At 39.6% G+C, this 22907-nt stretch carries 19 protein-coding genes; 4 read left to right on the top strand and 15 right to left on the bottom strand.

All coding sequences use genetic code 11. From position 1 onward, the window contains the following. Window positions 1–8: 8 nt before the first annotated feature. A complete protein-coding gene (gene ispE, locus QYZ87_08915; protein ID MDN4754637.1) occupies window positions 9–812 on the top strand; it encodes a 4-(cytidine 5'-diphospho)-2-C-methyl-D-erythritol kinase in 804 nt (267 codons plus the stop codon). 280 nt (window positions 813–1092) lie between these two features. Here the strand turns inward: ispE and QYZ87_08910 are convergent, their stop codons facing one another. The 12 genes from QYZ87_08910 to QYZ87_08855 form a co-directional block, all read right to left on the bottom strand. After that, the gene (locus tag QYZ87_08910; protein ID MDN4754636.1) at window positions 1093–2235 is read right to left on the bottom strand and encodes an IS256 family transposase; all 1143 of its coding nucleotides are present in this window, start codon (window positions 2233–2235) and stop codon (window positions 1093–1095) included. A 177-nt stretch (window positions 2236–2412) separates the two neighbouring features. Next, a complete protein-coding gene (locus tag QYZ87_08905; GenBank protein MDN4754635.1) occupies window positions 2413–2796 on the bottom strand; it encodes a diacylglycerol kinase family protein in 384 nt (127 codons plus the stop codon). Window positions 2797–2800: 4 nt separating this feature from the next. Next, entirely contained in the window at window positions 2801–3490 is a 690-nt protein-coding gene (locus QYZ87_08900; GenBank protein ID MDN4754634.1) for a phosphatase PAP2 family protein, read from the bottom strand. Beyond that, the gene (locus tag QYZ87_08895; protein ID MDN4754633.1) at window positions 3490–4269 is read right to left on the bottom strand and encodes a tetratricopeptide repeat protein; all 780 of its coding nucleotides are present in this window, start codon (window positions 4267–4269) and stop codon (window positions 3490–3492) included. Before QYZ87_08895 ends, QYZ87_08900 begins: the two co-directional genes overlap by 1 nt. A gap of 2 nt (window positions 4270–4271) precedes the next feature. Beyond that, window positions 4272–6104, bottom strand: a complete 1833-nt coding sequence (locus QYZ87_08890; protein ID MDN4754632.1) for a BatD family protein — start codon at window positions 6102–6104, stop codon at window positions 4272–4274. Window positions 6105–6141: 37 nt separating this feature from the next. Beyond that, window positions 6142–6882: a hypothetical protein gene (locus QYZ87_08885; GenBank protein MDN4754631.1), complete on the bottom strand. Its 741-nt coding sequence runs from the start codon at window positions 6880–6882 to the stop codon at window positions 6142–6144. Continuing rightward, the gene (locus QYZ87_08880) at window positions 6879–7919 is read right to left on the bottom strand and encodes a VWA domain-containing protein (protein MDN4754630.1); all 1041 of its coding nucleotides are present in this window, start codon (window positions 7917–7919) and stop codon (window positions 6879–6881) included. The genes QYZ87_08885 and QYZ87_08880 overlap by 4 nt, the downstream gene beginning before the upstream one ends. 24 nt (window positions 7920–7943) lie before the next feature. Beyond that, entirely contained in the window at window positions 7944–8924 is a 981-nt protein-coding gene (locus QYZ87_08875; GenBank protein MDN4754629.1) for a VWA domain-containing protein, read from the bottom strand. Continuing rightward, the gene (locus tag QYZ87_08870) at window positions 8924–9913 is read right to left on the bottom strand and encodes a hypothetical protein (GenBank protein MDN4754628.1); all 990 of its coding nucleotides are present in this window, start codon (window positions 9911–9913) and stop codon (window positions 8924–8926) included. The genes QYZ87_08875 and QYZ87_08870 overlap by 1 nt, the downstream gene beginning before the upstream one ends. A 5-nt stretch (window positions 9914–9918) precedes the next feature. Beyond that, a complete protein-coding gene (locus QYZ87_08865; protein MDN4754627.1) occupies window positions 9919–10791 on the bottom strand; it encodes a DUF58 domain-containing protein in 873 nt (290 codons plus the stop codon). 56 nt (window positions 10792–10847) lie between these two features. Continuing rightward, the gene (locus QYZ87_08860) at window positions 10848–11846 is read right to left on the bottom strand and encodes a MoxR family ATPase (GenBank protein ID MDN4754626.1); all 999 of its coding nucleotides are present in this window, start codon (window positions 11844–11846) and stop codon (window positions 10848–10850) included. 329 nt (window positions 11847–12175) lie between these two features. Next, entirely contained in the window at window positions 12176–14689 is a 2514-nt protein-coding gene (locus QYZ87_08855; GenBank protein ID MDN4754625.1) for a hypothetical protein, read from the bottom strand. A gap of 318 nt (window positions 14690–15007) precedes the next feature. Between QYZ87_08855 and QYZ87_08850 the strand changes: the two genes are divergently transcribed. After that, the gene (locus QYZ87_08850) at window positions 15008–16630 is read left to right on the top strand and encodes a hypothetical protein (protein ID MDN4754624.1); all 1623 of its coding nucleotides are present in this window, start codon (window positions 15008–15010) and stop codon (window positions 16628–16630) included. Window positions 16631–16709: 79 nt separating this feature from the next. After that, the gene (locus tag QYZ87_08845) at window positions 16710–17240 is read left to right on the top strand and encodes a hypothetical protein (protein MDN4754623.1); all 531 of its coding nucleotides are present in this window, start codon (window positions 16710–16712) and stop codon (window positions 17238–17240) included. Between the two features lie 484 nt (window positions 17241–17724). Here the strand turns inward: QYZ87_08845 and QYZ87_08840 are convergent, their stop codons facing one another. From QYZ87_08840 to QYZ87_08830, 3 genes are all read right to left on the bottom strand, one after another. Further along, entirely contained in the window at window positions 17725–18060 is a 336-nt protein-coding gene (locus tag QYZ87_08840; protein ID MDN4754622.1) for a DUF2149 domain-containing protein, read from the bottom strand. 61 nt (window positions 18061–18121) lie between these two features. Then, window positions 18122–18736, bottom strand: coding sequence for a MotA/TolQ/ExbB proton channel family protein (locus tag QYZ87_08835; GenBank protein ID MDN4754621.1), 615 nt, complete (start codon window positions 18734–18736; stop codon window positions 18122–18124). 16 nt (window positions 18737–18752) lie between these two features. After that, window positions 18753–19478: a hypothetical protein gene (locus QYZ87_08830; protein MDN4754620.1), complete on the bottom strand. Its 726-nt coding sequence runs from the start codon at window positions 19476–19478 to the stop codon at window positions 18753–18755. Window positions 19479–19985: 507 nt separating this feature from the next. On the opposite strand from QYZ87_08830, the gene QYZ87_08825 reads away from it, so the two are divergent. Next, window positions 19986–22667 carry a calcium-translocating P-type ATPase, PMCA-type gene (locus tag QYZ87_08825; protein ID MDN4754619.1) on the top strand — a complete coding sequence of 894 codons (2682 nt, stop codon included), beginning with the start codon at window positions 19986–19988 and terminating at the stop codon, window positions 22665–22667. Window positions 22668–22907: the final 240 nt, after the last annotated feature.

Below are 22907 nucleotides of genomic sequence, written 5' to 3'. Positions count from 1 at the left end.
AATATGTCATGATTACTTTTCCCAAAGCAAAAATAAATATAGGGTTACGAGTACTACGTAAGAGAGCTGATGGGTATCACGATATCCAGACTCTGATGTACCCCATCCCCTTAACTGATGTCTTGGAGATTATCCCCTCCGATATTGAAATGAAGTATGACTTTGGAACATTAGACTTTGAAGGGGTGCCTGAAGACAACCTTGTGACGAAAGCATACTTTGCTCTCAAGGAGGATTATCCATCACTCCCCGCTCTTGAAATCATACTTCGCAAAAGGATCCCAACAGGTGGAGGACTGGGGGGCGGCTCTTCTGACGGAACGAATATGTTGCTTGGGATTAAAAGGTTATTTGGCCTGGAGGTCTCTAGTGAACGGATGCATCAGCTAGCAACTTCTCTAGGTGCCGACTGTCCTTTTTTCCTCAAGGACGAGCCTCAATTGGCAGAAGGTATCGGAGAGCAACTTGAGCTCTACCCTTTAGACCTAAGAGGTAAGTGGTTGACACTATTAACATCAGAAATCCATATCAATACAGCTAGTGCATATGCAAGCATCACTCCTAGTGATGAGGGTGATGACCTAAGGGAGCTATTGGCTCTACCAATTAAGGAGTGGAAGGGGAAGGTCGTTAATCACTTTGAATCAGCTATCTTTGCACAACACCCTATTCTAGCTGATGGGATCAAAAGGCTATACGATGCAGGTGCTGACTATGCTTCGATGAGTGGCTCTGGACCGACCCTTTATGCTATCAGTGATTCGCCACTAAAGGTTGCTTGGGATGGCAAATCATACAATCTACAGCTATAGGTCATGTCCTTCTAAATTGATACAGACGACCCCGAGCTTTTAAGCCTAATTATGCTTTAGCTCGGGGTCGCTTTTTAGGTAGTGTCCCCAAAAGTGTGTACGGCAGAATGCGTCTCTGAAAAGCAAACCTACATATTTTTTCGCTTTGTTTTCCATAAACATTAAAGATAGACCAATAAAGAATTAAGGCAAGGCTGTCGTAGCACCGCGGAGACACCGCCTTGCCGTATTCTTTTAGGTTGATATCTTTGTGTTGGAAAATAAAGCACATTGTTGTTATTTACTTTTCATTGTTCTTCCTAAGTCCAAGAGTTAGATCTCCTATTCTTTTCTTCAGATAGTTTGCATTGATTGCAATACTACCTATCAAGTGTAGAGCGGATTCTACGCTAGGTAATGCACATTTATATCGAGCCCCTTTCTTTACCTGTCTATTGAAGCGTTCTATCCAGTTAGTACTATGAATGTACTTGCGAACACTGACGTCGTATTTTAGGTATGTGAAGTAATACTCTATCCTCTGACCGTTAGCTATTTTTGTGAGAAAAGGATAGCTCTTACGCCATCTGAACGCAAAGTTTTTAAAGCTCTCTAGGCCATCTAAAGGTGAGCTTCTTGAGCCGTCTTTACTAAAGACCTCCTGTAGATCACTTGCGATGGCTGACTTATCTCGAGGGCGTATCTTTCGAGTTATTTCTCGCTGTAGATGCACCGTGCAGAGCTGGACTTCCACTTCTGTAAAGTGCTCACGTGCAACCTCTTCAATGTTATTCAACCCGTCTGAAATGATTAGTCCTACCTCTTCGAGTCCTCGGCTTTTTAGATCCTCAAAAAACTCGCCCCAGATGCCGCTTCCCTCTGTTGGATTATTATAGACACCCACGATGTCTCGACGTCCTTCGCTATCTAAACTCATCACTACAAAAAATGCCTCCTTGCTCACACTTTCTCCTCTCCGTACAGGAAGATATGTAGCATCGATAACAAGTGCCTCTAAAGTCCTCGGTAGACGTCTTTGACGCCACTCTTCTACTGCTTCTTGGGTCGATAAGGAGAGACGATTGATTTGACTCGTACTATAACGTTTACCATACAAACGCTCGAATACTCCAGAGATATCCTCCATCGTATTACCGCAGCTATATAGATAACCTGCTAGTTCTCCCATCTCTTTCTCTTGATCTTTGAGAACGCCTAAAATCAAGGGCATGAAGCCCTGCTGTCGAGTTCGGGGTACTCGTAATTCTAGCATATTACCACTCGCAAAGATGCGACGGGGGCGGTATCCATTGCTCACATCGCCACTATCTTCTTTATACAGTTCCCTCTCCCCTTGCATCGCTATTTCGATGATTAACTCCATTAAACGACCAACTCCATTTGGCTCTGTCATCACGTTTGATAGAATTTCCTTAAATTGCATTTGTGTAAGTCTCATCTTCTTGTTTATCTTTTGTTTTTAACTTTTCAAAGATAACATTCTTGGGACTTACACACTTTTTGGGGACAGTATCGCTTTTTATGTATTGTAATGGTTCTTGCTCCACTTATTACTTGTGAGGTAACTTTCAGGAGACAAACTATAAATAAAAATTATGCGTTACAGTGCTAATAAGTAGGGAATAAAAATGATTAATCCGATAATAGCCGCTATAATAGCTGCAAAGAGCACTGCTCCAGCAGAATAATCCTTGGCTCTTTTTATCAATTCAGAATACTCCTGACTTACTTCATCAGCAAGAGTTTCGATCGCACTATTGATCAACTCCAATGAAAAGACCAAAGCAATACAGAGAAGTAATAGAAGCCACTCTATCCTCGTCACTTGGAAGATAAATCCAAAGATAATGACTAATAATAAGGCTAGAGTGTGAATCTGTAGATTATATTCACTCTTAACTCCATGAAAGATCCCTCGAAACGCATATCGAAAACTCTTTCGTAGCCGTTTTAGTGAAAAAGTACTCTTTACTCCTTGCCACATAATACTATCGATATAATTGGATTACGAGTGGAGATAATACCCACAAACTGAAATAGAAGGCTCCAATTAAGATAGCAAATATTCGCTCGCGGCCCTTGATATATGGTACTGTAGCCTCCTGAAGTGTCATTGAGAAAAAAGCAGATCGAGCCTCTCGATACAGCCAATATAAAAATACGCCTATAAGCATGCCGCAGAGAATCCCTGGAATTACATCGGTAACGAAGTGTACGCCTAGATAAATCCTAGAATATGCAACAGTCAGCGTTGTGATAAAAATAAGTATCGTGTACCACCTATTTCGTATCACCAATGAGGAGAATGTTGCGAAAGCAAGGAAATTCGTCGAATGACCTGAGATAAATCCGTAATTTCCTCCTCTATAATTGAGAACAGTCTTAACAGCATCCAGAGTTTCAGGATGGTGAGTAGGTCTATATCTCTGAAAGAGGGGTTTGATAATACCAGATGAAAGACTATCAGCCATGAAGACTAATAATCCAATAAATAGTAATAACAATAAGAATTCTCGATAATCTTTCTTATAAGAAAAAAGAATAAAAAAGGGAATAAGTACTATAATCCATGGAAGTGGAGCTGAGATAAGATACATCACTCCATCTAGGTATGGGGTATGGGGAGAATTGAGAAAAAGAAAAAAATCCTTTTCCCAACCGACAAGACTTTCTACCATTATCTTTCACTAAAATTATTAATGATTTCAAAGCTCTTACTTGGGATCCAACCAATTGTGCCATCAGGTAGCTTCACCTCTGAGAACCCACCTAATTCTTGTTGCTGCACAACCTTCAGACCTGAATGAACCACCACGATATCTTGTGCTGAACTATCTGGTGAACTCTTAACGGTCACAACTTCGCTCATCAGAATCCCTTCTGTATCATCATTGATAAAGTTATTTAATCGATGCATCAACGTGATAGAAAGGATAAATAATATCAGACTTACCACAGAGGCCACCAATCCGATCTTTTGCACCCTAGCACGTTTGTTTCTCAAAAAGAGAAATAAACCAATAGTGAAGAAACCGAACGTAAATATAGAAGTCAGCATCCACCCCATTAGGGTAAACCAATGCGATGCACTGTCCAGCCACTTTGAGATGAAGAGCTTCCGTACAGGGTCCATCTTATCAACAATTTGGTTGCTAGCCAATTCGAGATTAAAATGAATATCACTATCGGCAGGATCTATACGATACGCACGTTCGAAACACAAAATAGCATCAGCTAGATCACCATTCTTATAGTACGCACAACCTAAGTTGTAGTACAATTCAGCTGTCGGTGCAGAAGCAATACTTAGTGCTTGCTTATATTGATCTATGGCCTCAACGTAATTAGCATCACCGTAGGCTAAAGATGCGGCATTAGAAAATTCTGATTCTTGGGCATGACCTCCAATATGTATGAATAGAGCCATTAAGAGGCTTATATAAATCTTCTTCATCATCGTCATTTCTTCTTAAATTTGATTCGTTCCAAACGATCAATTACGCTAGATGCACGATCGTACAACTCATCTCGCTTACTCTGCTCTCCCATAGGCGTATATTGTGCCATCTCTAATGTAGATAGTATGGATAATACTTCCGTGGTTACATCTTTTGGAACCCCCATACCAGGCAACTTAGTCTGAATATTATCCTTAGATAGTTCAGAAAGTGGGATGTGAAACTTATCGCTTAGATAACTATTCAGCCCCCTTAGTAAAGCTTCATAATAGGCAGATGGCTCTCCTTTGCTACGATTCTTATTCGCTAAGACGAGATACTTCCTTGCCTTTTGTCCAGCTTTCCTACTTCTATTCGATGCGGTATCTATATTACTCTTCTCTTTACGAACATCAATAATGAAGATTAAAATAAAAGTAAGTATATATAAGAATAATCCGAGATAGAAAGTTGATAAGTCTGAAGCTCTATACTTGGTCGGATTTTTCATCGGCTTAAGGTAACGAATATCCTGTCCTAGATACTTCACATCTTCACGTCCTGACATACCGGAAACAGCAGTAGAGGCATCCCCGCCTTTACCCTTATCCACGTGTAACTTAACCTCTGGAATCTTAATCGTCTTATAGCTACCAGCAGAAGGATCAAAGTAGGCGAAGTTGGTCTCGGGAATTACAAAATCTCCAGTATATCGAGGGACAGCAAAAAATTCTTTGGACTTTGTGCCAGAACTTCCTGACGCGGTAGTACGAACATCTTCATCAACTTTAGGGTCATATGGCTCGAAGCCCTCTGGTAACTCAGGCTCTGGAATCTGTATCAACTTAAGATTACCTGTGCCCTCAAGATTAAGCTTCATGCTAAAGCTCTCATTAGTCTTAAGGACTCTACTAGGTACATCAGCAGATAACTTAAACTGCCCTACTGCACCATCGAAACCCTCTGGCTTAGGCTCTGGAAGAGGCTTGACATTAATAGAGAATGGGCGAGACTTGACGGTCTGGCTAACCTCCTGAAACTGGTCTTGAAAACTACCAAAGAAGCTCTCTACGGGTTGATTTACCCGTACTACCATATAGACATCGAAAGTCCCCTCTGGGATGGTCAACTTTCCAGACTTCTGTGGATAAAGTAGCACACTATAGATATTAACCGTATAGAAAGGCTTACCATTCACAGACTCTACATCTATCTGTCTCATTCCGCCCAAATCTACCTCCTCCTTGATGAAGCCATCAAACTCAGGTAACTTGATCTTAGGAATATCATTTGGTTGCCGACTAGAGTAGAGCTTGAAGTTAACTAATATTGGTTCTTGCTCATAGACCGTTGTCTTATTAGGTGTAGCAGAGACATATAGCTCCTTACCACTTATATTAATACGCTCTCCCTTACTCTCCCTCTGGGTATTTGGATCACTGCTACCTCCTGCAGCTTCGGCACTAAAGACCTTAATCTTACGTGCAGCTGTCTTGTAAGTAGAGCTACCCACCTTAACGGATGCAGCAGGAATCATATAATCCCCTTCACTATTAGCCAAAAGTGTATAAGTATAGATGGTGGACTTATGCTGACTCCGCTTCCCATTCACTATCGATATGCTCGATGACTTAGATACTGCTGGACCATAGAGAACCTCTAACCCCTTAGGATCATCCATCTGCATATCCTTTCCCGAGTTATTCAATACGAACTGAACTTGAAAAGGCTCACCTGCAATAATCCTATTGGGGACATTTACATCAAATGAGATATTCTCATTCTGAGCATAAAGCACACTCCCCATAAGTGTTAATAACACTATCAATATGTATTTTCTGATATTTATCATCATGATATCCTCTTAGCCATCTTAGATTATAAATCGTGGATCACCAATTCTTCTTACGAGAGCGTTGTTGTTGTTGCTGTTGCTGCTTGATCTGCTCAATCTTGCGTTGCGTTTCTTTCTCGTCTTGCATATACGCCTCTAATATCTTTTCGGCATTACTCTTTGACATCTGCTGCTCGCTCTGATTTTGCGGATCCTTTGGCTTATTCTGCTTTTGATTATCCTCTTTTGTTTCCTGCTGATCTTGCTGTTGATTCTGGTCTTGGTTCTTATCTTGATCCTTCTGATCATCCTGATCTTTTTGATCTTGATTATCATCATCACCACCGCCTCCACCATTCTCTTGCTGCTCCAGTAACTTCTGAGCCAATGCTAGATTGTATCTAGTCTCATCATCTGAGGGTCTGCGTCTCAGTGACTCTTTGTAAAGCTCAATGGCTTTAGCATAATCCTTAGCTGCCATCATCAAATTCCCAGCGTTATGAGCGACATCAGCCCCACGCTCAGCAGGTAATAACTCTACCTCCTTGAGCATAGACTGATAGACCTTACCAGCTTCTTCACCACGCTCAGTACGATACAGAGTATTAGCTAAGTTATAATTAGCCTCAATATCACCACCATTTATCTCCAACGCTTTGCGATAATCAATTTCGGCTTTCTGATACTGTTTATCCTTATACAACTTATTGCCTTGTCTGACCTGTTGCCTTACCTCTTTTTGAGAAAAAGCAGGTACGAAACATAAGCCTAGGAATAATATTAGTAAATATTTTTTCATTGCTCGGCAGATTTATTTCTATCTTCAAATAACTTGACTTTTCTCAAGTATCTATTCTTACGCTCTAAATAAATGAAATCCAATATCAACAACAACAATGCAAAAATCAGGGGGATATAATACATCTCATTGTAAGCACTATATACCGTCATCTCTAGTTCAGCTTTATCAAGCTTATCAAGACTCTTAGCCAGTAACTTAGTTGTCTGTGAGACATCATTAGCTCGGATATAAACTCCACCACTGGCAGCAACTATCTCCTGTGCTATCTGCTCATCTAGCTTGGTCACCACCATTTCTCCGGCTTCGTTCAGAAGGTATCCTCCTTCGGGTAATGGGATAGGTCCTCCATCTGCTGACCCTACCCCTATCACATTCACGATAATACCTTTTTCTTTGGCTTCCTTAACGGCCGCCATCACATCCCCTTCATGATTCTCTGCATCGGTGATTAAGACAATGGCTCGCTTCACCTTATCGTTAGTTGAGAAGCTACGAATACCTAGACGAATGGCTTGCTCCAGAACCGTACCCTGGGCATCAATCATATTCGGTGAAGCATTGGACAAAAACATCTTGGCACTTACCAAATCCGCTGTAATCGGCAATTGAACAAAGGCATCTCCAGCAAAATAGATCAGTCCAATCTTATTATTATCCATACGCTCCATCACCTTAGAGACTATAGCTTTGGCTCGCTCCAGTCTGCTAGGCTTCACATCATCAGAGAGCATCGAATTGGAAATATCAAGACATACCATCATCTCTATACCCTCCGTTTTCACTTGTTCGGTCTTGGCTCCCATCTGAGGTCGAGCCAATGCTACGACCAGCAATAATAAAGCACCCAAGAGTATAAGATCCTTTCCCAGTATTCTCCGCAGAGATAGGTCGGGCATCAACTCTTTGACCAATTCAGTATCTCCAAATCGCTTCAGCTCCTTACGCTGCTTAGAAATACGAAAAAACAGATAGATACCATACAAGAGTAGTGGTATCAATAGATATAATAATTCTGGATGAAGAAATCGGAACATATTTATTTAATTCATCTACGATTATTAAGGCACATTACGGAATAGTGTACTTCGACCAACCAATCCAAGCAATGCTAGTATAAGAGCACTCCATAAGAATATAGGATAATGTTCTGCCTTCTGAGTGAAATTCTCCACCTTTAGCTTTACCTTCTCCATTTGGTCAATCTCAGCATAGATTTTCCGTAAACTTTCATTATCGGTTGCTCTGAAATACTTACCCCCAGTCATATCTGCTATCGACTGTAGCATTGCTTCATCGATCTCTACGGGCATCATCACGTACTCAATTCCAAAGACTGTCTGTACTGGCGATGGGGCTTTTCCTTTGGTACCAACCCCAATAGTGTACACTCTAATCCCAAAGCTCTTGGCAATCTCAGCAGCCGTTTGAGGAGCTATCGCACCTGAGTTATTGGTACCATCAGTAAGCAGTATCACCACCTTGCTACTAGACTCAATATCTTTTAGGCGATTAATAGAAGTCGCCAAACCACTACCAATAGCAGTCCCATCACTAACGAGACCCATCTGAACACCATGAATCAAATTAATCAACATGACGTGATCTGTCGTCAGTGGGCATTGTGTATAGCTTTCTCCAGCAAAGACGACTAAACCTATATTATCGTTAGTGCGTGATGTCACAAAGTCTGCCGCGACACTCTTTGCAGCTTCCATACGATTAGGCTTAAGGTCCTGTGCCAACATACTTCCAGAAGCATCCACCGCTAGAACTACGTTTATCCCCTCTGTACTTTGCGAAGAATGAGATGAGGAGCTTTGAGGACGAGCTAGAGCTACTACGATCAAGCAATAGCTCAATAGCAATAGAGCAAATGGGAGCCAGTGCAGAACGACCCTCCATGAAGGCTTCATCCCTCTGAATGCTTCTAACGAACTCAGCGTGAAGGTGGCTGGATGCTTACGTCTCTGGATATACAACCAGATAAAGAAGGGGACAAGTAAAAGCAACCAAAAGTAATGTGGATAGACAAAAGTCATCATACGTTTGCTCCTCCTTTCTGCTCTGATTCGGTTTCGATATGAGGTTTATGTTCCTCAATAAATTCCTGGGTAATGAATAGCAAGCGGATATTATCATCAGATGAAGGTTGATACTTAGCAAACTTTGCCATATCCGCTGTATGCAAAATCTTAGTCAACTCCTGATACATCCTATCACGTCCTATCACAGTCCTGAACTGCTCCAAGATCTCATCAGACGTCTTTTCTGCAGTGCTTATCCCATAGACTCGCCACAGATATTTACGCACAATCTCCGTAAGTTCGGTATAATATTCTTTGATCTGATTCTTCTCCCAAAGTTCTTTGGACTTCAAGTTGATAATCCCCTGCAATGCTTCTTCATAGGGATCCATATAAACATCCTCCACATCATCAATCTCTGAGATATCCTTACGTTTCTTAAGATAACGGATCAAATAATAAATACCTACTGCTAGGAGGACTAACCCCAAGAATATATATAAATACAGGAGATAATCCTGCCATACAAACTTGGGTTTCCACTGATCCTTAATGTCGGCATACTTATCTGGATTATCCAGATCCACAGGCATAGTATTAACCATCAGACTTGGTGTCTCTGACGGACTATACAACTTCCCCCCAACTAATGCGTTGATATTCGAAAGATGATATGTTGCTGAGTCAAATGAAGTAATGGTAACATTATATACCAGCTCTCTCAGCTTGTCATTAACAGAAAGCGAATCAATCAAATCCGTACGAACTATCTCGACACCATTCATCAGTGTATCCTTTGGCAAAACCAAAGCAGCTGTGGCATCATTAGGATAAACCACACGGATCTTAAGATTAGTTTGCTCTCCAATCAATATCGTGGACTGCTCAATTTCAGAGATTACTCGTACTCGCTCATCAGTACCTCGCTCCTGAGCCAATAAAGGCAGAGATAGTGAAAATAATAAGCAGAGTACCACTAAGACCGTATATCTATTATTCACCATAGTGTTCATCTCCTTCGTATAGAAAATAGTCGTTGTAAAGCAGGGACATAATCCTGATTAGTAGCTGTGCTAACGAACCCGATATCATATTTCGTGAAAGCATCCCTCATGTACTTAGTCACCTCACTCCAATAGTTGCGATACTGCTCAGCCACTCTCTTGGAAGAGCTATCTATCATACGTATCTCACCGCTTTCTGCATCTTCGACTCGCAAAAGTCCTACATTCGGCAACTCCGCTTCATGTGGGTCATAGACCTGCATCGCTAGCATATGATGCTTACGACTCACGATATTAAGTGTCTTAGCATAATCACTCTGATCGATGAAGTCTGAGAGTACAAAGAGTGTACACTGCTTCTTCTGCACATTATTAGCATATACCAGAGCCTGAGATAGATCTGTACCGTGACCTTGGGGCTCCAATCTTAGTATCTCTGTAAGGATATGCAAGACATGCTTACGTCCTTTGCCTGGCGGGATGAATTTTTCGACTCTATCCGAATAAAAAATAACCCCCACCTTGTCGTTATTTGTAATAGTGCTAAACGCTAAAGTCCCAGCAATCTCAGCCAGTAACTGTCGCTTACTCCTCTCTATAGTACCAAATAATCCACTACGAGAGACATCCACGAGCAACATCATCGTCAGCTCACGTTCCTCTTCATACACTTTTATAAAGGGACGAGCATAACGAGCGGTAACGTTCCAGTCAATATCACGTACATCATCTCCTAGCTGATACTCACGCACCTCGCTAAAAGACATCCCCCTACCCTTAAATGCAGAGCGATACTCCCCCGAAAATATATTCTGGGAGAGTCGTCGAGACTTAATCTCTATTCGCCTAATTTTCTGTAGTAGTTCTTTCGTATCCATTTGATCATTGTGAGTCATTAGATTCTAATAAGAATGCTATCCCGCACTACACTAAGTTACGGTACATCCACCTTATTTAGGATCTCACTCACAATCTCCTCAGCCACTAGGTTATTGGCTTCAGCCTCGTAGCTAAGCGCTATCCTATGACGCAGCACATCATGACACACTGCACGGACATCCTCAGGAATCACAAACCCTCTTCGCTTAATGAAAGCATAGGCACGAGCAGCTAATGCTAGATTTATCGAAGCACGTGGCGAAGCACCATTGCTAATCATACCAGTAAGATTAGATAATCCCGCATCTTGAGGGAATCGAGTAGCAAATACGATATCGACAATATACTTATGAATCTTCTCATCAATATAGACCTGATGGACCATATCTCTAGCACGTAGAATCTGCTCGCTCGAAATGACAGGTGATACCTTCACTCTATTCGACCTAATTTGAGACTCTACAATCATCTGCTCCTCAGCCTTGGTTGGGTAACCGACCACCACTTTTAGCATAAAACGGTCGCTCTGAGCTTCTGGTAATTGGTAAGTACCCTCCTGATCAATAGGGTTTTGAGTGGCCATTACTAAGAATGGATTAGGGAGCTGGAATGTATTCTCTGCAATCGTCACTTGACGCTCCTGCATAGCCTCTAGTAAAGCACTTTGAACCTTAGCTGGTGCTCTATTGATCTCATCAGCTAAAACCAAATTTGCAAAGATAGGTCCCTGCTTGACACTAAAAGACTCATTCTTCTGACTATAAATCTGCGTACCGATAACGTCAGCAGGTAAAAGATCTGGAGTAAATTGAATCCGACTAAACTTTGCGTCCATCAAATCCGACAAGGTCTTGATGGCTAAAGTCTTGGCTAGCCCAGGCACCCCTTCCAAAAGAATATGCCCATCAGCCAATAAACCGATTAGCAAACTCTCGCGAAGATGCTTCTGCCCCACGATTACACTATTCATACCGCTATCCAATAGATCCAAGAAACCACTTTCTCGCTCTATTAGTTCAGTTAGCGCCCGTACATCTACTCTTTTATCTTCCATTTTACAGATTGGTTATATCTTCAGTTACTTTTTTATCACTCTTGGCTCCTCGACCCTCCCGGTAGGAACCTTGCAAATATAACCATTATTAGTGATGAGCCTCTTAAGGAAAATGAAAAATAATCATAAAAGTAGCTATACTAAAGTAAAACAAAGGTTTACGTCATAGCTTAATAATCAAATCCTCGCAAAAAGATTGATTCACCCTACTTATTTCTTCGAGAATAAAATAATCTCACTCATATATCCCTCTCAATCTTCTAACCCCTTTATATGAATGGATTCAAGCATCATAATAAAAAAGAATAACACTATTTACAAATGCAGACTCACCTAAATGCATAAATTTTAGCATTGCCGTTTAGTTGCTTGATAATTTCCATCGCTTCATTATGACTTAATCTTGACTTTGTAGTAAGATTACAATATATATTAGCACATTCACTATATATATTCGTTGCAAAAATACCAGGGTCGTCCGTTCCAATTACAATTGGAGGGATAGGATGACCTGCTTTTTGCCATCTAATCCAATTCCATAGATGATATTCATCCATATTTTTATAGTGACTAATCCTAACGTTGCTTGATGGCAAAGTTTCTATCACAACTTCTTTTCTATGCAAAAATTCAAGGACTAAGCGTTGGAGAACCTCAAGTTCTTCACATGAAAAAAACTCTAATGTATCAACTAAGATAATCTCTTTATAGCATTGTTTGACTTCTGATGAGTTATACTTCTTAACAAGTTCTATGGCATCATTATGTTTCATACTGGCAACAGCCTTATGTATTTCACATCTTTCAACATCATCGTACCATGCTAACATTGTCACATCTTCAGATGCGTAATCTGACAGCAAATGTCCTGGGCAAAAGCGTCTTAAGTGCCATGCTTTAAGATGAATTTCAGGCATATAATTTTCATGATATATCTCAAATGCCAAATCTAATATTTTACTTCTTAAAGCCAAGAGATGTGATTCTAAGTCCGTACATTTCTCATTAACAATAAGGAAATACACAAACAATAGATCATCCAAGTAATCCCCTTTTCTCACCCAGATTTCATCTCCTACATTTTTCAACCACAATGCGGGCGAAATACCACAAGCCGTAGCATGACCTATACGGTCTCCGCATTCCATGGCATTAAAATCCACCGCCTCATATATGGCTCGAAGTCCACCAATTATATGAAAAAAATCCTCTCCTGCATGGTACGTAAAATGCTTGATCCCATTTCGTCTTAGATATCTAAAAATTGGGGAGAACACTTCTGGTGGAGTTTCCAATTCATTAGCTGCGGCATCCACTCCAACGATTCTGTGGGCCTGATTTGGATAGTTTTTCTTAAATAGAGCAAGCGTTTTTGCTCTATTCCATAAATCATAACGTAACCTTTTATGCCTTATATCTGTATTTAAATCTTTATCGTTCTTCTTGATAAAGTGAGCTGTAAGATTTAACTGGGGTTGTCTTCTTGATAGACTATATTGATTTGTACTAAATAACTTATCATTTTTGCCGATAGTGCCTACTTGCTTAAAAGTACTTTCGTAACGATAATCTTCCAATGCCAGACGTTTTAGAAACTTGTTCCATCCATCATCAATTTTACTTAAAATATCCAGCATCTCTTCAGAGTTTTTTTTCGGAGAAAATCGACCTTCGAGAACTGAAATATTTCGCAATTCATTCCCATGAAGTTGAAAAAAACGCTTCAGATACGAAGAATCTTCATTAAATGCTCTCAAATCATTTTTAGTTATCTTCTGGAACTGATCAAATCCAAACTGATGGACTTGCTGCACTAATAGGCGATTAATCAAACCATAAATCTGTATATAGTAGTACAGCATAGAACTTAAAGCTTCTCGAGACTCTCCACTAAGGAAATTAAACAGAACTATATACATTAGCCCTTCTACAGATATTGGATGCAATAGACTCTCCTTCACATTATCATTTGGATATACAAGTGAAGCAAATGGATTGGTATAACTAGTAAGAGATGGCTCTATCCCACCTTCTTCAGCAAATGAATTTATCTTTTCTAAAAGATCTTGAAATGACTTTGCTCTGAATAAAGTTTCTAACCAATCCGGTTTCGCACAACATATATTAAACACGGACCCAAAAAAATATTGCCGAATAATCTTGGCTAAAACGAATAATTTTTTCAATTCAGTGGACTTACCATGAAAGAACTCCTGCTCTATTTGAGCTTCAACATCTAAATCCTCAAATGCTAATTTGAATTTTTCATAAACTTCATTTGGTGAACTCAACGAGTCTTGCCAAATAATATCAGTCTCAGATGATCCATTCAAGTGAATATGAAGGTCATAAAGTCCCTCCTCTTGCTTCAAATAATCTTCTAGCTGATTAATGTAGGCATGAGGAAGTGCTGTGTATCTAGTATTGGGTAATATATAGCGAAGGTAATATTGCCGTAAAGTTTCAGGTTTTCTATCACATAAAGGTTTTTCAATATGAAGGAATGCCATCTGTAGTATGAGTGGTGGGATATATGTAAGCAATTCTTGCCACTCATTTTGCTTATTACCTTTAACGTAAATTCGATTATCCCTTAATTCCAAGTGTTCCTTTGCTAAACGATAGAGTCCAACCCTTATTAATTTTGATAATGAGTCAATACCCTGAAAATTTTTTTCTTGACTCAAATGACAATAATGGTCAGGCATATTTCTATTAGAATCTCTATGAATCAGAAATAATCTCATTTTCACTTCCTTAAAGGTAGGAGAACAACCTCTCATAAACTCCAGCAAAGATTCATGATCAGACAACAAATATCTTAATTCTGATTCCGTCACCATCTTTTATTCTGTTTTATTATTTTATTTTTAAAACCATCTACCGTTTTTTTAGATACGTTCCGACTAAACAGTTCTTTTAATTCTTTAACGAGTTCATTATTGACTTTTTGAATAAATTCATCATATTTATAATTTTTCTTTATAACCGCCAAAGTATTATCAATATCCTTTTTATAACCATATAAAAAAGGACATATATTTTTGACGATCTTATCTGATGTTAAAAGAACAGTTGAGAGACATTTAGATAAGACTAGTTGTGACCCAGAAAGTTGTAAATATCAAAGGAGAGAACAATGGCGATGTAAACTCAAAAAATTGGCAGCGGGAATTCCATCTATTGATGGGGTCGGTGGGGGATTTGAAGGATGGCAAGATCCCGAGTTTATAATGGATAAAGGCCTTAAAGATGTCGAAGCTGCTAGGAATCTAGAACAGGATTTTGAGCAACTCTTAAAGTTAGGTTTGGATATTATCGATAAGAAGGTCTTCTTGTTAATTTTGGACGACATTGATGTGGACTTCAAAAAAGGATGGTCGGTACTTGAAACCTTGAGAAGGTATATGACTTCGCCATATATAATAACAATTTTAAGTGGTGATTTTGAGCTCTTTTCTAAATCTATCAGAAAACACCAATGGAATACGTTTGGTAAGGCTTTACTTGTAAATGAGGGTGAAAAGTTGGAGAAAATGCGTCTCTATAATGATTTAGTGACACAGATGGAGGATCAGTATGTTCAAAAAGTTTTGCAATCCAGAAGGCGAATACATCTGAATACCATTCAAGAAAAAACTAATATATACGGGAATAAAAGCTTGAATATTTATGTAAAAGGAGCTAACCAAAAAGAGAACCCAGAATCTGAAAATAGTAGAATAGATAAGTACATAAATACAAAATTAGAGTTGTTTGGGATTACTAATAAATACCAACAAGAGCCATATCGGTCATTTATACTAAATATGCCTCTTAGATCAATTGTTCAGTTTCTCTTATCTCTTGAGGGAGAACGATTTAATTCATTAGACTTTGTAGATCTTTTTAATTCGGATGTTTATAATGAGGAGGTGGATCTGGACTTAGCTAAATCGAACGACAAATTTATAGTTCCTATTATTCTTAAATATTTGATTAAAAATAATGCTTTGGATTATGCCTACCAGTTGCAACCGACAACCACCAATAGAATGTTTAATAGCGTACTGATGGCTCTGACACTATTATTTTCGTCAAGATGTAAGGAAAGTCGTTTTTTGATTTTTGAGTATTTTATCAAAATTGGATATGTAAGAAATATTTTTGATACTTTATTACCTATATATGGTGGTCCCGGTCGCAGTCTTGGTTGGTCAAGGTACTTTTCAATAGGAGAGCTATGTGACTTTTCAATGCTGTTTAATGATAGAACCTTTCGAGATAGTACTGGATTAATGATTGCCTCTGTTTGGGCTTTGTTGTTAGAAAAGAAATGGAAAAAACAGCCATGGGGCGGAAATATTCCGATTCATACGTTGAGTGTAATATCAAATAAAGTTAATAAGATGGATGAGCTATCGCCGATCGATATTCTTGCTAAGGATTTAGAACATATGAAAGGGCAGATCATCTTGATGCCAGTTAGTCGATCTCAACATAATAATAAACGTGAAGCTATAACCTCTTTTTCTTTTTTGATGTTGTTGTCAAGCATAGCTGAAATTATTCGGCGTTCTGAGTTAGAAGAAAATCTAGAATTTATTCTTAATGATCTGGCTCATATTAAAACTTATATGATGCCTGATATCACGTCAAACTTTTATGAAGGTAATGCTTATGAAACTGATAGTATTATTATAAAATCTGAAAAACCGTCCGATCAAGATTCAAAAAAAATATTAAGTGAATTAATAAATAAATGGCTCCAGTTTAGTAAGACAAGTGAGGGGGGGGCAAAATAGATTTAATGCGACTCCATATCTCTTGGGTAAAATATCTTATAGGTTTTTTATTGCTTTTAGAAATTATGAAGATGAAAATATGCCCAAATCACTAGGGGAAGCAATGCATATGTATACAACTATTTTCCTTAACTCGGTCTTAGTTGAGGAAGCGAAGGAAAGACTTGATGGATTTAGTATTAATATTAATAATCCTAATACAAGTTCGGCTATTTTTCTTGAAAATCTTAAGAAGATTATAAATGGCGATAAATTATCAGACTTAAAACTTTTTTCATGGCTTTTTACTTGTCCTCTCATCTGTGCTTTTATCAATTTAAACGAATTAAATATGGATAACTCAGGAGGGTCGTCTAATAATAACGAAGATCATTCAGAACTTAATAATTATTTAATTAAAGTTTTTGATGAGTTGCTTTCAGATGAATCACAAGACCAAATGGAGCAATTACAGAATATTTGGGATTATTATAATGATTTGTCGGTATATGAAGATCTAAAGCAAGTAAGCATTATTGCAAATCCATTAGCGGCTAATAAACCTCCTTTTTCCTCTATCAAGGTAGGATCTATTGGTCCTAAAACAGCAATTTTAGAATTATCATCATAGCTATATTTCTCAGCAATAGTATTTAAGAATGAAGTCTTTCCTGAACCTCTACTTCCAAGTACTGATATTGTACCATGAATACGAGATGGGAAAACTGTCTCTGAACGACTAGATCGATTATCTTCCTCAAGCTTATCAATTAATCTAACACGATCCGCTATCCAACCTTCTACAATTTCAATTTTTTCTCGATGAATCAATTCTCCATCCTTAAAGGATCTAGCATCGGTACTATGATTTAAGTCAATTACAACTTTTCCATTATTTGTGTTATCGTTCATTTGAATTCAGTATTTTATATGATTTTAAAACAATTGCTAACCCATACAAAAACAAATGTAATAAAAATATAAAATAAAAACAATAATAGCATAAATATTTATAAATAAACACTCATTCAGATCATCGACAACAAAAAATAAGCTTGCTTATGGAAAGAATATAAAAAAGATTGCACAACGATACAATAAGTAAAGTTCGGTAGTTACTCGGGAATGTATATGATCTCGCCATTCTCCAGTTGATAAGCGACACCTACTTTTTTCCCTTTCTTCATAGAGGCATCACTCCCATCATCCTCTTTAGGCACATATTTTTTAATTTCCTTACCCTCCTTTGTGATGATTTCCATATTATCCTCTCCTGGATTCTTAACTATGGTAAAGTCTTCTTTGCCAAAAAACTCAGACATATTAAGGTGCAGAACAATCGCAACCATCAAGGAAACGGCAAAGACCATAGCCACATCGAATAGATTGACCACCACACTCAAGGGATCTTCATCCTCTATCTCACGAAGCTTGGAAGGTCGGCGTACCATCCTCTGCTTAGGAGCATGTCCTTTGGGCATCTGTTGGCAGTCTTCCCCTCTATTAATTTCCTTACTGCTCTTCATATACTGACCTTTCTTGAATAATCCTTGCTAAGTATAGTAAATTATCGCTATCGTGAGCATACCAACGCTGTTTGTATAATAGCGTGACTAACCCTACAGAGCTGATGACAAGCCCCACAACAGTCGTCGCAAAGACCACCTGCATATTATACGCCATCCCTGCAATATCCCCACTTGCCAGACCCGTAAGAGCTGGACTCATCGAGATCAATGTACCGAGTAATCCTAGAATAGGCCCCACTTTAGAAAATAGTCGTGCGATAATAAACTCCTTCGCGACTTTATTTTCATAACAAGAGATAGCGTAGTCCGCCTTGTTCAGATCCCCTCCATACTTTAGGATCTCTCGGTAGTATGGGACGATAGCAGCCACATCCTTTTCAGGCAGAGAGAGAGAGAAGTCTTCCAGAGAAGCTTCACCCTTACCCACCTTATCCAAGAGAGGGCTTAGCTCTCTCAGGTGCTTCCGACGAGTCGTAAACTCTCCATAAAAACGCCCAATCCATATCAGAGCCCATACAAAAAAGACTATCAGCAGGATAATATCTGGTATCAAAAGGCTATTTGCTATCGCAAAAAGTATTTTAGAAATCCATTCCATAATATATTAAGTCATGTTAGTTGGCTTTCTTTTTCCTTAACCTAGTGGAGAAAAAGCCAATGATAAATAAAATCAAAAATATTGTAGTCGTGAGCAGATACTCTCTCGGCATTGACTCGCCTTGATAGCTAGGTCGGGATGTCAGTATCTCATCATGATTTGTAGAAATCAGTACTAATACAGACAGTGCCACAGATAAAAAAAGTAGCGACTCTTCACGGTGTTCCCTAATCGGGAAGGCTTCCCGACACAGCCAGCTCATTAATGGAATGAGCACCACAGCAGCACCTCCAACGATAATAGCAGGGATATAAAAATTAGCCCCTGGAAGAGCATACAAGACCTGCGTTTGAATAAAAAAAAGTGTGGGAAAAATAAGTAATGACACATAATGTTTTTGTATCCACCACAAGGGCTGCAACAATCTAGGACGGAGCTGCTGAAGACGCGTACGTCTTCCCTGATTATTGTCTTTATCAGTATGCCAATTACGGAAAGCAAATGCAAAGGCCATTGCACACTCTAAAGTAGCTAAGATAGCAACATATTCGCGAGCCTGATAATCAGCAAGAAAACGCTCAATCACCATACGACTACTTTGGGTAGTAATAGGTACAACTAATAGGCAAAAGCCTAAGAGTATAAGCCCTATGACGACACCCTTCCACCATGGTAACAAACTGACTTTTGCCACAATGGTAAGGAAGCATAGTATCATTGCTACGTATAGTAAAATTATCATTTTAATTCTCCTGACAATCCATCGTCATGAACTCAAATGACTCATGATGACTTTAATAATATATTCCAACAGCGAAGTATCAAGTACCTGCGTACCTTTCGGTAATCTAAATCATGGATTGTAAAGTTACCAATTTTTTATCCATTTGAGAGCCATCATAAATCACTCTACACTCTGGGTCTCTACTATTCCCCTACCCTTTTATGTAGAATCTTTTAAGACGACCCATACAATCTCTTTAGAGCCCCTATGCTATTCTTGAAAAAAGTGCACAGAAATTTCAATTAAATACTGATGTGCTCAATGCCATCGATATATCATCCCAAGTTGGCGATACAAATATTGCCACTTATCACGAAGCTCCCAAACAAGTGTCTCCCATTCATAGGACAGGCACTAAACTATGATTTAAAGGGACTCATATAATATTTCAAAGGATTGTTTGAATTATGTGCTAATTGATTACCTTTGTCCATTAGGTAATAATGATTTTTTTAAGACGAAGGGATGACAGAAAATATTTATCACGCTCAGACTAAAGACGAGGTGGCTAATGATTTCCAGACTTCACTAACCAGTGGCCTTAGCAGCTCTGAGGCTACTAAGCGATTAGAGAAGTATGGTGAGAACAAACTTAATAAGAAAGCCAATACCCCGTTATGGAAGATTTTTTTACATCAATTCAATGATGCGCTTGTTTATGTACTGATTATTGCAGCAATCCTAACCGCAGTAGTCAGTTTTATGGAGGGGACCAATAGCTTTACAGATAGCATCATCATTATGGCGATATTGATAGTCAATGCGGTGATTGGTACTGTTCAGGAATACCGAGCTATGGTTTCTCTGGATGCACTTAATAAGATGAGTGCACCGCATAGCAAGGTCTTGAGAGACGGTAGTGTAGTAGAAATATCAAGTGAGCACGTGGTACCAGGTGACATCGTCATATTAGATGTAGGCGATATTGTTCCTGCTGATATTCGGCTTTCTGAGAGCTTTAATCTGCAGATACAAGAATCTGCTCTCACTGGGGAGTCTGTCCCTGCCGAGAAGAATGCTGAGGTGATCGATGCCGGTCAAGATCTACCCTTGGGTGATCGCCATAACATAGCCTTCTCTACGGGGCTCGTTTCTTATGGACGTGGTACCGGAATTGTGGTCGGTACCGGCATGAATACTGAGGTGGGAAAGATAGCCGGAATGCTAAGCGATGCGGCAGATCAAGTGACACCGATGCAAAAGCGTCTCAATCAGTTGGGCAAGGTGCTAGGATATGGTGCTCTTGCTATCTGTGCATTAATCTTTGGCTTAGGAGTCTTGTATGGCAATGACCTTGTGGATATGTTTATGATGGCAGTCTCTCTGGGTGTTGCAGCTATTCCAGAAGGGTTACAGGTAGTTTCTACACTAGTACTGGCGATGGGTGTTCAACGCTTGGTCAAGCAAAATGCTATTGTTCGTACGCTCCCCTCTGTTGAGACACTAGGAAGTGCCTCTGTGATATGCTCTGATAAGACAGGAACCCTAACTCAAAATCGCATGACGATTGTAGAGATGTGGAGCATTGAAGGAAGTATCAATGCTGAGGACTATGAGATTGGTTCTAGCAAAGTCATTGACCAAATGCTTCTCAGTGGAACATTGGCTAATGACGCACACCTGTCGGAGAATATGGAGTCAGAAAATAGACTCTCCGGCGATCCTACCGAAACGGCTATCGTAGATCTAGCTGAGAAGAATGGGATTAATAAAAATGACATAGAGAAGAAGTATCAGAGAATAGGAGAGGTCCCATTTGACTCTGAACGTAAGCTGATGTCCTCTATAAATAAAACCGAGGAGGGTGGCAGTGAATTGCAAACTCATGTCAAAGGTGGCACCGATGAATTATTGGAGGTTTGTACTCATTACCTAAAGGATGGTGAACTCATCCCTCTAACGGAGGATATTAAAGAGCAAATCCGAAGTGCAAACGTCGCCATGGCTGAGAAGGCTCTGCGTGTGCTTGCTTTTGCGTATGCCAATATTAGTGCTATGCCTAAGGAGCAAACCTCAGAAATGGTGGAGCGTGACTTGATCTTCCTAGGATTAATGGGAATGATAGACCCGCCTCGTCCAGAAGCTATAAAGGCTGTATCTGAGTGTCGTACTGCTGGTATCAAACCTGTGATGATTACAGGAGACCACCAAATAACTGCAACGGCAATCGCTCGAGAGATTGGAATTGCTCAGGAGGGAGACCTCGTACTGAATGGCACTCAGCTAGAGAACATGGATGACAATGAGCTCTTCGAGGTTGTTCCGAAGTGTTCGGTCTATGCCCGCGTAGCACCAGAGCATAAGGTGCGTATCGTCAAAGCCTGGCAGAAGCACGGTGATGTGGTCGCGATGACTGGTGATGGTGTTAATGATGCTCCTGCATTGAAGACAGCTAGCATCGGAGTTGCCATGGGAATTACCGGTACAGAGGTATCTAAGGGGGCGGCAGATCTCATCCTTACAGATGATAACTTTGCCACCATCGTCCTGGCAGTTAGAGAGGGTCGCCGTATATATGATAACATAGTCAAGGCTATTCAATATCTGCTCTCTACGAACATAGGTGAAGTAATCTTGATCCTTATAGCAACAGTCTTTAATCTAGGTACGCCGCTTTTGCCTATTCAGTTATTGTGGATCAACCTAGTGACAGACAGTTTGCCTGCTCTTGGTATAAGCTTAGACCCAGAGGATAAAGATGTCATGAACAGACCACCAATAGATAGTAATAAAGGGTTCTTCACCAAAGGGTTCATTTGGCGAATTAGCTACCAAGGTGTTATGGTGGGTCTAATCGGTCTTACGTCCTATCTCATCGGGATGCATGATGGCGGTCAGGAGCTAGGGCAAACAATGGCATTCATAAGCATCTGTATGGCTCAATTGCTACACATCCGTAATCTTCATTCCAACGTTAGACCTAGCTGGCACTTCTCACCATTGAGGAATAAAAAGCTCATCGGGGCAATGCTTATTTCATTGATGCTTATTTTAGTAGTCTATTTCATCCCATTCTTAAGGGACATCTTCCATCTGGTAGAGTTAGACACTACACATTGGGTAATCGTCATGGTGATGATGTTTATCCCTATCTTGCTAGTAAACATATTTAAGCTCCTAAAAATCAACACGATAAAAGGAGAGTAATAGCTCTAAGTAATATTTAATTTTAATCCCGAGTTGGCTCCTTTTGTATAGGCTCCAATTCGGGATTATTATTGCACTGAAAACCGAATGTTCTTTAGGTCATAGGAGTTACTTATCAGGAGATTTTGGACGTACTCCTTAGTTGTATTGAGTAGTAATCTTGTTAGAGAAGAACCATCGCTAACGAAATGTAATCTTATTCCCCAAAAAAAGAGACTAAAAAGGGGCTAAAATGTTTCA

This window comes from Porphyromonadaceae bacterium W3.11, from assembly GCA_030434245.1.
In the GTDB taxonomy this organism is placed as follows: domain Bacteria; phylum Bacteroidota; class Bacteroidia; order Bacteroidales; family Porphyromonadaceae; genus Porphyromonas_A.
The sequence above is the reverse complement of the archived record's forward strand: the minus strand, read 5'-3'. Positions and strand labels throughout refer to the sequence as shown.